The following is an 11,065-nucleotide window of genomic DNA, read 5'->3' on the forward strand; positions in this document are numbered from 1 at the left end:
CCCGAGAAGATGTGAGCGGAGAGCAGTAGATGGCAGCAAGGCGCGGCAAGAACCAGGCCACCCGTAACTCAAGCCACGCGACGCCCGCCTGGGTGTGGCTGGTGCTCGGCCTGCTGATCGGCCTGGCGGTGTATTTCATCGTGCCCGGCCTCGGCAAGAAGGACGGCGACGGTTTCTTCCGCCCGCAGCCCAACCCGGATGCGCAGCCGGCGCCCATCGACAGTGCCGACGTGGAGTCGGTGGTGCCAGATGCGCCCGTCACTGATACGCCGGCCACGGCCGCGGCGACCGACGAAAGCGCGGCGAAGGAAACGCAGTACGACTTCTACACCCTGCTGCCCGGGAAGGAAGTGCAGATGTCCGACGCGGAACTGGCGGCCAGCGCGCGCGAGGAAGACGCCCGCAAGGCGCGCGCCGCACTCAACGGACAGGCGCCCACGCCGGTCGCCACCACGCCGGCCGAGGCTGCTGTGCCCGCCCAGCCCACCCCGATCAACGAAACCGCGCCTGCGCGCGTCGCCGACGTACCGCGCACGGCGGAGACCGCGCCCGCACCGACGCCCAGGCCGGCGACCGTGGCCAGCGCCGACACGGGCGCCCGTTACATCCTGCAGGCGGGTGCATTCGGCGCATCAGGCGATGCCGAGGCGACGAAGGCCAAGATCGCGATGCTGGGCCTGAGCGCGCGGGTGGAGTCGGCGCAGATCAACGGCAAGACCGTGTACCGCRTGCGCATGGGGCCGTACGGCACCGCCAGCGAGCTGGCCGAAGCCAAGCAGAAGCTCGCCGGCAGCGGGTTGCCCGCGATGGCGGTCAAGGCGCAGTGAGCGCCGCGCGGCCGACGCTGCGTCGCCTGCTCGCGGCGACGGCCGCAGCGATGGGGGCGCTGCTGGTCGCCTCGTGGCTGGTCGGCATCGTCGTGCCCGCGCACTGGCAGGAGGTCGTGCAGACGCGCTGGGGATTCCTGGCGCCGCTCAGCTACGTCGTGACGGCCGTCTGCATGGGGCTGGGCGGCGCGCTGGCCGGCCATCGCTTCCTGATCGTCGCCATCGGCCTGACGCTGGCGGTGTGGATCGCGACCCTGGCGGTGCTGGCCGGCATCGCCGGCGCAGCGTCGGACGTCGCCTACCCGCTCGGCTTCCTGCTGCGCACCAACGCCCTCAGCGCACTCCTGTCCGTCGCCGCCGCTGCGCTCGGTACGTGGCTGGGCGCCGTCTGGCGTGCACGTCGCTGACTGCGAACCGCTTTCCCCCCGCGAAGGAATCCCCATGACCCGCACCGCCCTCATCACCGGCGCCACGTCAGGCTTCGGTGCCGCTGCCGTCGGCCGCTTCGTGGCCGCCGGCTGGCGCGTCATCGCCACCGGACGCCGCGCCGATCGCTTGCAGGCACTGGTGGACGAGCTCGGGGCGGACAAAGTGCACGCCGCCGCATTCGACATCCGCGACGAAACGGCCCTGGACGCAGCCCTCGACGCGTTGCCCGCGGCCTTCCGCGACATCGACCTGCTGGTCAACAACGCCGGACTGGCGCTGGGCACGGCACCTGCGCAGCAGGCGTCGCTGGACGATTGGCGCACGATGATCGAAACCAACGTGCTGGCGCTGGTCACCGTCACCCGCCGGTTGCTGCCGCTGCTGGTGGAGCGCAAGGGCGCCATCATCAACATCGGCTCGATCGCCGGCAGCTACCCGTATCCGGGCGGCAACACGTATGGCGGCACCAAGGCTTTCGTTCGCCAGTTTTCGCTGGGACTGCGCAGCGACCTGCACGGCACCGGCGTGCGGGTGACCGACATCGAACCCGGCATGGCCGAAACCGAGTTCACCCTCGTCCGCACGCACGGCGACCAGGCCGCGTCGGACAAGCTCTACGCGGGGGCGCAGCCGATGACGGCCGATGACATCGCCGAACAGATCTTCTACGTCGCCACCCTGCCACCGCACCTCAACATCAACCGGCTGGAGATCATGCCGGTGACGCAGTCGTTCGCGGGGTTCCAGGTCCATCGGGGCGTCTAGGGCGGACGTCGGCGCCGGTCGTTCGGCAATGTCTTTCCACCGGATTGAACCGTTTTCCTCGAATCCGGCACCTTGATTCCCGACAGACAGAGACGGGGGCAGGCGCGTGCAGCGGGACACGGAACGGATACTGGACGAGTACCTCGCCGCGGCGGCCCGCACCGGCGATCGCCCCGCGTGGGAGCGTCTGGTCGCGCGCTGGCAGCCGCGCCTGCTGCGGCACGCATGGCGATTGACGGGCCATCCCGACCTTGCGCGCGACATGGTCCAGGAAGCCTGGGTCGAGATCCTGCGCGGACTCCGCCGGCTGGACGATGTGGCGGCGTTCCCGGCCTGGGCCTTTCGCATCGTCACCCGCCGTTGCACACGTGCGCTCCGCGGACGGCAATTCGAGCGCACCCACCTCGTCGAGATCGAGCCTGAAGCGGTGATGCCTGGCGAACAGGACGCGGCGGGCGAACGCGCGGCGGAGCTGGYCATCGTCAGGGCGGAGATGCAGGCCCTGCCCGCGCCCCAGCGCGCGGCGCTGTCACTTTTCTATCTGGAAGACCTGAGCGTGGCGGAGATCGCCGTCGCGCTCGACGTGCCCCCGGGAACGGTCAAGACCCGGCTGATGCATGCGCGGCGCAAGATCCGCGCGCGACTGGAAGGAAGCACCGATGAACAAGACTGATGACCTGATCAAGCAGACCCTCTCGGCCGAGGATCGCGACCTGTTGTCGCGGCATGGCGAACCCGGCTATTTCTCCCAGGCGTTCGGGCTGTTCCGCGGCACGCTGGGTTGGGTGGTGTGGGTGGCCTACCTCTGCGGCATCGCCGCCTTCGCGGGCTTCGGTGTTTCGCTATGGCGGAGCTGGCATGCCACCGAAGTCCTGGCGGCCGTGCAATGGGGCGTGCTGGCGATCGTGCTGTTCCAGTTCACGATGATCATGAAGTCGTTCCTGGGCAGCCACATGGAAGCCAACCGCATGCTGCGGGAGCTCAAGCGCATGGAGTTGCAACTGGCGCTGCTCAGGCAAGACAAAGCCGGTATGTAGTTGCAGGCGCGTGCAGCTTTCATGCGTCACGTGCGATCAGGCATCGCGCGGTCGTGCGCACGGCGCACGCTACGCCAGCGGTTCGTCGGACAGATAGGTGTAGCCGGTGAGACCCGCCTCCAGCGCGTCGGACAGCAGCCTGGATTCGGCGGCGGGCAGGCCAGCTTCTTCCACGCGCTGACGGTAGACCGCACGCAGGTCGTCCAGCCTGTACCCCACGTAGTCGAGCATCACGTCGGTGGTGTCGCCGCGACGCTGCTGGGTGATCAGGTAGCCGGTGCCCGCGTCGGCACTGACTTCCACCGCGTCGGTGTCGCCGAACAGGTTGTGGATGTCGCCGAGGATTTCCTGGTACGCGCCAACCAGGAAGATGCCCAGCCGGTAACTCTCACCGGGCTTCATCGCGTGCAGCGGCAGCGAGGAATCCAGGCCCTCGTTCTCGACGTAGGTCTTGACCATGCCGTCCGAGTCGCAGGTCATGTCGGCGATGATGCCGCGCCGCGCCGGCGCTTCGTCCAGGCGCTCAATCGGCACGATCGGGAAGACCTGGTCGATCGCCCATACGTCGGGAATCGATTCGAACACGCTGAAATTTACGAAATACTTGTCGACCAGCCGCTCGTTCAATTCATCCAGCAGGTCGCGATGGCTGCGCTCGTCGCTGCTCAGGCGCGCGCGCACGGCATGCGCGATGGCGTAGAACAGGTCATCGATGCGCGCCCGGTGCACCAGGTCGATCTGGCCCAGCGCGTACAGCGACAGGCCTTCGCTGTGGTGGTGCTGTGCTTCGTGGAACAGCTCGACGGCCGGGCGCGTATCCAGTTCGCCATGGATCTCGCGCAGGTGGCGGATCACCGACGGCTCGTCGTCGTGCGACGGCGGCACGCGGCCTTCCGGCGCCTGCTCCACTTCCGACACGTTGACCACCAGCACCGCGTGGTGCGCGGTCATCGCGCGCCCGCACTCGGTGACGATGCGCGGCGGCACCAGGCCATGCTGTTCGCAGGCTTCCGCCAGCGGCTGCACGATGTTGCTGGCGTACTGGCCGATGCCGTAGTTGATCGAGCAGTAGCTGCGCGAACGCGTGCCTTCGTAGTCGATGCCGAGGCCACCACCGACATCGACATGGCTGATGGTCGCGCCCAGCTTCGACAGCTCGACGAAATAGCGGGTCGCCTCGCGCATACCGTTGGCGATGTCGCGCACGTTGCTGATCTGCGAACCCATGTGGAAATGCAGCAGGCCCAGCGTGTCCTGCAGGCCGGCCTCGCGCAACTGCTTCCACAGGTCGAGCACCTGGCGCGGCGACAGACCGAACTTGGCCTTGTCGCCACCGCTGTTCTGCCACTTGCCGGCGCCCAGCGTGGCCAGTCGCATGCGCACGCCCAGGCCGGGCTTCACGCCCAGCGCGCGCGACTCTTCGATGACCAGCGCCAGCTCGGACGGTTTCTCGATGACGATGAACGTCTGCAGGCCCAGCTTGCGGCCGATCAGCGCCAGGCGGATGTACTCGCGGTCCTTGTAGCCATTGCAGACGATCAGCCCGCCCGGGCGCGACAGCGCCAATACGGCCATCAGCTCGGGCTTGCTGCCTGCTTCCAGGCCGAAGCCTTCGCCCGCGTGCGAGGCGAGCGTGCCGGCGACGCCACGATGCTGGTTGACCTTGATCGGGTAGACCGCCGTGTAGCCGCCCTTGTAGTCCCAGTCGGCCTGCGCCTGCGCGAACGCGGCCTGCAGCTTGCCCAGGCGGTCGCCGAGGATGTCGGGGAAGCGCACCAGCAACGGCAACTGCGCACCCTGCGCGCGCGCGGCGTCCACCACTTCGGGCAGCGGGATCACCGGACCCTGCGCGCCCTTGGGCGACACCACGATGCGGCCGGCGGCGTCCACGTCGAAATACCCTTCGGCCCAGTGCGGGACGGAGTAGGTCTTGCGGGCGTGGTCGGTGGACCAGGACATGGCGTCTTCCAGTGTGGGGCTAGCGGACGCGCATTCTACAGGCTGCGGTCACATGGGTCCGTTACAATGCGCCGCCGCAGCGGCAGGCCCCATCGCCGTTGCCATTCCCTTCATGCAGGACAGCCCCATGACCGCCAACGACACCTGGTTCATCGAACACTTCTCGCACACCGGCTCCGCCATCGGCTTCCGCACAACGGGCAAGCTGGATGAAGTGCAGTCGCCGTTCCAGAAGATCGAGATCTACGACAGCACCGACTGGGGCAAGTTGATGGTGATCGACGGCGCGATGATGCTGACCACGCGCGACAACTTCTTCTACCACGAGATGATCAGCCACCCGGTGCTGTTCACCCACGCCGCACCCAGGCGCGTGGTGATCATCGGCGGCGGCGACTGCGGCACGCTGCGCGAGGTGCTTAAGCACCCGGGCGTGGAAAAGGCCACGCAGTGCGACATCGATGAGCAGGTCACGCGCATGGCGGAGAAGTATTTCCCCGAGCTGTGCGAGTCCAACAACGATCCGCGCGCCGAACTGCTGTTCGACGACGGCGTGGCCTACATGGCCAACTGCGAACCCGGCAGCGTGGACGTGGTCATCGTCGACTCGACCGATCCCGTCGGCCCGGCCGAAGGCCTGTTCAACAAGGCGTTCTTCGAAAGCTGCTACCGCGCACTGAAGCCGGACGGCCTGCTGGTGCAGCAGTCGGAGTCTCCGCTGGCGCTGCTGGACCTGATCAAGGACATGCGCGCGGAGATGGGCAAGGCCGGCTTCCAGTCGTTCAAGACGCTGCCGTTCCCGCAGCCGTGCTACCCGACCGGCTGGTGGAGCGTGACCCTCGCCAGCAAGCAGGCCAGCTTCGACTTTGCGTTCCGTGAAGCAGATGCCGCCGCCAAGCCGTTCGACACGCTGTACTACACCGCGCACCTGCATACGGGCGTGCTGGTGGCGCCGCCGTTCGTGGCGAAGGCGCTCGGCGAGTAAGGCGCACCATACGAGGCAAACAGAAAGGCCCCGCTCGTGCGGGGCCTTTTTCTTGGCTGTACGGATCGAAGGGCTTCGCTACGGGGAAAACTCCTTCCACACCGGAATCCGCTYGCCACGTGCCTGCATGCGCAGCACAGCCGCCATGATCAGACCGAACAGGACGCCCGCCATCAGCGCCAGCAGCGCGGCAATGGCCGACGGCATGTGGGTGCGGTTCCAGATCAGCAGCCACATCACGAGGCCCCAGAACACGCCGAAGAAACTTCCCATCAGCAGCGCGATGGAAAGGAAACCGGCCATCAGCGGTGGCGGCACCTTCAGTCCCATCTTCCAGAGCAGGCGGTACAGCGGCGGCGCCGCCGTGCTGCGCCGCACGCCCTTCGACTCGATGAACGACAGCGCCTGCTGCAGGCGGGTGTCGAATGCGGGATCAGCCATGAGGCGTCACAGCGCGTCGGCGTCGAGTTCGCCGGTGCGGATCCGCACCACCCGCTCCAGGTCGTAGACGAACACCTTGCCGTCGCCGATCTTGCCGGTGCCGGCGGCCTTCACGATGGCTTCGACCACCTGCTCGGCCTGCTCGTCGGTGACGGCGACTTCCAGCTTCACCTTCGGCAGGAAATCGACCACGTACTCGGCGCCGCGATAGAGCTCGGTATGGCCCTTCTGGCGCCCGAAGCCCTTCACCTCGGTGACCGTGATGCCGGCGATGCCGGCGTCGGCCAGTGCTTCGCGCACGTCGTCCAGCTTGAACGGCTTGATGATGGCCATGACCATTTTCATGCAGGATTCTCCCTAGGATGCTGGCCTCAGGATAGCGTGCCGGCGCCGCGCGCGGTTGCGGCGGTGGCCCCTCTCGCGGTTCAATGACCGCCTCGCCGCCCGGACATTTCCGACAGCGCTGCGCAGCGAACCCCGATGGCGCACCGACCCGCCCGCCTCGCATGCTCGATGCACTGCCGGAGACCGCACATGATCGACTTCAACCACATCGACGACCTCGCCCGCCGCCTCAGCCAACTGGTGCCGCCCGGACTGCGGGAATCGCAGGAAGAGTTGCAGCAGACCTTCAAGGCCACCCTGCAGGCAGGGCTGGCGAAGCTGGACCTGGTGACGCGCGAGGAATTCGACGTGCAGCAGGCCGTGCTGCTGCGCACCCGCGAGAAGCTGGAAACGCTCGAGCGCACCGTCGCCACGCTGGAAGCCCAGCTGGCCGACAAGCCCGCCCAGTCCTGACCCCGCCGCGATGAGTCTGGCCCTGGTGCACAGCCGGGCACGGGCGGGCGTGTCCGCGCCACCCGTGCGCGTGGAAGTCCACCTGTCCGGCGGATTGCCGTCCACGCAGATCGTCGGCCTGCCGGAAGCCGCCGTGCGCGAGTCGCGCGACCGCGTGCGCGCGGCGATCCTCTGTGCGCAGTTCGAATTCCCGACGCGGCGGATCACGGTGAACCTGGCACCGGCCGACCTGCCGAAGGACGGCGGACGATTCGATCTCCCGATCGCCCTGGGCATCCTCGCCGCAAGCGGACAGATCCGGCGCGAGGCGCTGGCGGACTACGAATTCCTCGGCGAGTTGAGCCTGACCGGCGAACTGCGCGCGGTGGATGGCGTCCTGCCGGCAGCCCTGGCGGTAGCCGCCAGCGGGCGCACGCTGGTAGTACCGGAACCCAGTGGCGCCGAAGCCGCCCTGGTCCAGGACGGACGCGCGCTCACGGGCCGAACCTTGCTCGAAGTCTGCGCCCTGCTCGAAGGCCGCAAGACGCTGCCGAGCGCCGTGGCACCCCCGACGCTGCCTCCGACGATTCCGGACATGGCGGATGTGCGCGGCCAGGCCCACGCGCGGCGTGCGCTCGAGGTCGCTGCCGCAGGGGGACACCACCTGCTGCTGATCGGGTCTCCCGGATGCGGCAAGACGCTGCTGGCGTCACGCCTGCCCGGCCTGCTGCCCGAGGCGAGCGACAGCGAAGCCATGGAAAGCGCCGCCATTGCCTCGGTCAGCGGTCGCGGACTGGACCCGGCGCGCTGGCGGCAACGTCCTTATCGCGCCCCCCACCACACCGCCAGCGCGGTGGCGCTCGTCGGGGGCGGTGCACAGCCGCGKCCCGGCGARATYTCGCWGGCGCACCATGGCGTGCTCTTCCTSGACGAACTGCCCGAATGGAACCGCGCCGCGCTGGAGGTACTGCGTGAACCGCTGGAGTCCGGCACCGTCACCGTCTCCCGGGCCGCGCGCACGGCGGAATTCCCGGCGCGCTTCCAGCTCGTGGCCGCCATGAACCCTTGCCCGTGCGGCTGGGCCGGCGACGCCAGCGGCCGTTGCCGCTGCGGGCCTGATCTCGTCCGTCGCTACCGCAGCCGCGTTTCCGGTCCGCTGTTGGACCGCATCGACCTCCACGTCCACGTCCCCCGGCTGCCGCCGCAGGACTTGCGGCCGGATGCGCCGGACGGCGAAACCACGGCCGCGGTGCAGTCCCGGGTGGTGGCAGCGCGCATTCGCCAGCACGCGCGCTGCGGCAAGCCGAATGCGCGGATGGGCCAGGCGGAGACGATGGCGCACTGCCGCCTGTCGGCGCGCGACCAGGCGCTGCTGGAGCGCGCGGTCGAACGCCTGCAGCTCTCGGCACGCAGCCTGCACCGCATCCTGCGCGTGGCGCGCACCATCGCCGACCTGGCGGAAAGCGGATCCATCGGCACCGCGCACCTGACAGAAGCCCTGGGCTATCGGGGACTGGACCGCGGCAACGCAGCATGACCTCCGGCCACGGCGATGGAAGATGGGGTGTGGTCTACTCGGGTCACACCTGTCGCCGGCGGACGTCCCGTCTGCTGTTCCTTCCTTGCCACCCTGGAGTCCGCCCATGCGCCACACCGCATTCCGCCWCACGCTGCTGGCCTCGACCGTCGCGTTCGCCCTTGCCGCACAGGCGGCGCCATCCGCCGCCGACCGCATCGCCGGTACCGAACTGATCGCGCGCGATGCTCTGTTCGGCAATCCCGAGCGCGCGAACGTGCAGATCAGCCCCGATGGCAAGTACCTCAGCTGGGTCGCCGCCGTCGATGGCGTGCTCAACGTCTGGGTCGCCCCGGCCGACAATCCGGCGCAGGCCAAGGCCGTCACCCAGGACAAGGCGCGCGGCATCCGCAGTTATTTCTGGTCGTACCACCCCGACACGCTGCTGTACCTCCGCGACAGTGGCGGCGACGAGGACTTCCACCTGTACGCCGTCGACCTGAAGACGGGCCAGGCGAAGGACCTGACGCCCTTCCCGAAGACCACCGCGCAGGTGGCCGGCGTCAGCCCCAGGCATCCCGGCACGATCCTGGTCGGCATGAACGATCGCGACGCGCAGTGGCACGACCTCTACAAGGTCGACCTCGCCACCGGTACGCGCACGCTGCTGGAGAAGAACGACGCCAAGATCGCCGGCTACATCGCCGATGCCGATTACACGCTCAGGTACGCACAGCGCTCGCGCCCGGACGGCGGCGCCGACGTGCTGAAGCGCGGCGCCAACGGAGCGTGGGAGAAGTTCGACGACATCCCGTTCGAAGACGTCCTGACCACCAGCCCCGGCGGCCTGACGCTGGACGGCAAGACGCTGTACTTCACCGATTCCCGCGGCCGCAACACCGCCGCGCTGTTCGCGGTGGACGTGGCAAGCGGCAAGCGCTCGCTGGTGCTGGAAGACGCACGCGCCGACGTCGGCGGCACCCTCGCGGATCCGGCGACGGGCAAGGTACAGGCGGTGTCGGTGGACTACCTGCGCGATGAGTGGAAGATCGTCGATCCCTCGATCCGCGCCGACCTGGAGAAGCTGGAAGCGATCGGCCCGGGTGATGTGTCCGTCAACACCCGCACGCTGGACGACAAGACCTGGATCGTCGCGTACTCCGCCGCCGAAGCCCCGCTGGTCTACTACCGCTACGACCGCCCGGCTGGCACGTTGACCAAGCTGTTCTCCGCGCGCCCGAAGCTGGAGGGCAAGCCGCTGGTGCCGCAGTGGCCGGTGGAAATCGCCTCGCGCGACAACAAGACGCTGGTCAGTTACCTGACCCTGCCGCGCAGTGCCGATGCGAACAACGACGGCAAGGCCGATGCGCCGGTGCCGCTGGTACTGCTGGTCCATGGCGGTCCGTGGGCACGCGATTCATATGGCTACGGCGGCTACAACCAGTGGCTGGCCAACCGCGGTTACGCGGTGCTGTCAGTCAACTTCCGCGGCTCCACCGGCTTCGGCAAGGACTTCACCAACGCGGGTAACGGCGAGTGGGCCGGCAAGATGCACGACGACCTGATCGATGCCGTGCAATGGGCGGTCAAGCAGGGCGTGACCACGCAGGACCAGGTCGCGATCATGGGCGGCAGCTACGGCGGCTACGCCACGCTGGCCGGCCTGACGTTCACGCCGGATGCGTTCGCCTGCGGCGTGGACATCGTCGGCCCGTCCAACCTCAACACCCTGCTCAGCACCGTTCCGCCGTATTGGGCCAGCTTCTTCGAACAGCTCGCCAAGCGCATGGGCGACCCGCGCACCGACGCCGGCAAGAAGTGGCTGACCGAACGTTCGCCGCTGACCCGTGCCGACCAGATCAAGAAGCCGCTGCTGATCGGCCAGGGCGCGAACGACCCGCGCGTGAAGCAGGCCGAGAGCGACCAGATCGTCAAGGCGATGCAGGCCAAGAACATTCCGGTGACCTACGTGCTGTTCCCCGACGAAGGCCATGGCTTCGCGCGGCCGGAGAACAACAAGGCGTTCAATGCCGTGACCGAAGGCTTCCTCGCCCAGTGCCTGGGTGGTCGCGCCGAACCGATCGGCAAGGACTTCACCGGCTCGAGCATCAGCGTGCCGACGGGCGCCACCGGCGTGCCGGGCCTGGCCGATGCGCTGAAGGGCCACACGCAGGAAGTAAAGAAGTAAGCCTGCTCCCTCTTGCGTCCATGACAGAAACGGGAAACGCCGGCGAAAGCCGGCGTTTCTTCGTCTGCATCCCTGCGGGCGGCGATCAGGCCGCCTTTTCCTTTTCGTAGAACTGCTCTTCCTCGGTGGAGCCCTTCAGCG

At 68.2% G+C, this 11,065-nt stretch carries 11 protein-coding genes and 1 pseudogene; 9 read left to right on the forward strand and 3 right to left on the reverse strand.

Annotation, left to right across the window (positions count from 1 at the left end):
• Nucleotides 1-29 precede the first annotated feature (29 nt).
• The 5 genes from AC04L7_RS05185 (at nt 30) to AC04L7_RS05205 (ending at nt 3,058) form a co-directional block, all read left to right on the forward strand.
• Complete coding sequence (locus tag AC04L7_RS05185; protein ID WP_475512636.1) at nt 30-827, forward strand: SPOR domain-containing protein; 798 nt, start codon at nt 30-32, stop codon at nt 825-827.
• The gene (locus AC04L7_RS05190) at nt 824-1,234 is read left to right on the forward strand and encodes a hypothetical protein (RefSeq protein ID WP_435996347.1); all 411 of its coding nucleotides are present in this window, start codon (nt 824-826) and stop codon (nt 1,232-1,234) included. Before AC04L7_RS05185 ends, AC04L7_RS05190 begins: the two co-directional genes overlap by 4 nt.
• A 34-nt stretch (nt 1,235-1,268) precedes the next feature.
• The gene (locus AC04L7_RS05195; RefSeq protein WP_435996345.1) at nt 1,269-2,021 is read left to right on the forward strand and encodes an SDR family NAD(P)-dependent oxidoreductase; all 753 of its coding nucleotides are present in this window, start codon (nt 1,269-1,271) and stop codon (nt 2,019-2,021) included.
• A gap of 106 nt (nt 2,022-2,127) precedes the next feature.
• Nucleotides 2,128-2,694: an RNA polymerase sigma factor gene (locus AC04L7_RS05200; protein WP_475512637.1), complete on the forward strand. Its 567-nt coding sequence runs from the start codon at nt 2,128-2,130 to the stop codon at nt 2,692-2,694.
• A complete protein-coding gene (locus AC04L7_RS05205) occupies nt 2,681-3,058 on the forward strand; it encodes a DUF6768 family protein (RefSeq protein WP_299344100.1) in 378 nt (125 codons plus the stop codon). Before AC04L7_RS05200 ends, AC04L7_RS05205 begins: the two co-directional genes overlap by 14 nt.
• Before the next feature lie 69 nt (nt 3,059-3,127).
• On the opposite strand, the gene speA is transcribed toward AC04L7_RS05205, so the two are convergent.
• On the reverse strand, nt 3,128-5,017 hold the full coding sequence (gene speA / locus AC04L7_RS05210; protein WP_435996341.1) for an arginine decarboxylase: 1,890 nt from the start codon (nt 5,015-5,017) through the stop codon (nt 3,128-3,130).
• A 127-nt stretch (nt 5,018-5,144) separates the two neighbouring features.
• Between speA and speE the strand changes: the two genes are divergently transcribed.
• Complete coding sequence (gene speE, locus AC04L7_RS05215) at nt 5,145-6,002, forward strand: polyamine aminopropyltransferase (protein ID WP_475512638.1); 858 nt, start codon at nt 5,145-5,147, stop codon at nt 6,000-6,002.
• Between the two features lie 78 nt (nt 6,003-6,080).
• On the opposite strand, the gene AC04L7_RS05220 is transcribed toward speE, so the two are convergent.
• Both AC04L7_RS05220 and AC04L7_RS05225 read right to left on the reverse strand, forming a co-directional pair.
• Entirely contained in the window at nt 6,081-6,443 is a 363-nt protein-coding gene (locus AC04L7_RS05220) for a DUF6404 family protein (protein ID WP_475512639.1), read from the reverse strand.
• 6 nt (nt 6,444-6,449) lie between these two features.
• A complete protein-coding gene (locus AC04L7_RS05225) occupies nt 6,450-6,788 on the reverse strand; it encodes a P-II family nitrogen regulator (RefSeq protein WP_299344090.1) in 339 nt (112 codons plus the stop codon).
• 189 nt (nt 6,789-6,977) lie between these two features.
• Between AC04L7_RS05225 and ubiK the strand changes: the two are divergent.
• From ubiK to AC04L7_RS05240, 3 genes and pseudogenes are all read left to right on the forward strand, one after another.
• Nucleotides 6,978-7,254, forward strand: a pseudogene (ubiK, locus tag AC04L7_RS05230) (ubiquinone biosynthesis accessory factor UbiK); the annotation flags it as partial.
• Complete coding sequence (locus AC04L7_RS05235; RefSeq protein WP_475512641.1) at nt 7,252-8,757, forward strand: YifB family Mg chelatase-like AAA ATPase; 1,506 nt, start codon at nt 7,252-7,254, stop codon at nt 8,755-8,757. The pseudogene ubiK and the gene AC04L7_RS05235, both read left to right, overlap by 3 nt.
• 106 nt (nt 8,758-8,863) lie before the next feature.
• Nucleotides 8,864-10,924, forward strand: coding sequence for an alpha/beta fold hydrolase (locus AC04L7_RS05240; RefSeq protein WP_475512640.1), 2,061 nt, complete (start codon nt 8,864-8,866; stop codon nt 10,922-10,924).
• Nucleotides 10,925-11,065 lie beyond the last annotated feature (141 nt).

The sequence above is a fragment of the Pseudoxanthomonas sp. LjRoot204_2 genome (assembly GCF_056175765.1).

Excerpts from the sequence above, each read along its gene's own strand:
- AC04L7_RS05195 (WP_435996345.1), top strand. The coding sequence starts at position 1,269 with ATGACCCGCACCGCCCTCATCACCGGCGCCACGTCAGGCTTCGGTGCC.
- AC04L7_RS05205 (WP_299344100.1), top strand. The coding sequence starts at position 2,681 with ATGAACAAGACTGATGACCTGATCAAGCAGACCCTCTCGGCCGAGGAT.
- speA (WP_435996341.1), bottom strand. The coding sequence starts at position 5,017 with ATGTCCTGGTCCACCGACCACGCCCGCAAGACCTACTCCGTCCCGCAC.
- speE (WP_475512638.1), top strand. The coding sequence starts at position 5,145 with ATGACCGCCAACGACACCTGGTTCATCGAACACTTCTCGCACACCGGC.
- AC04L7_RS05225 (WP_299344090.1), bottom strand. The coding sequence starts at position 6,788 with ATGAAAATGGTCATGGCCATCATCAAGCCGTTCAAGCTGGACGACGTG.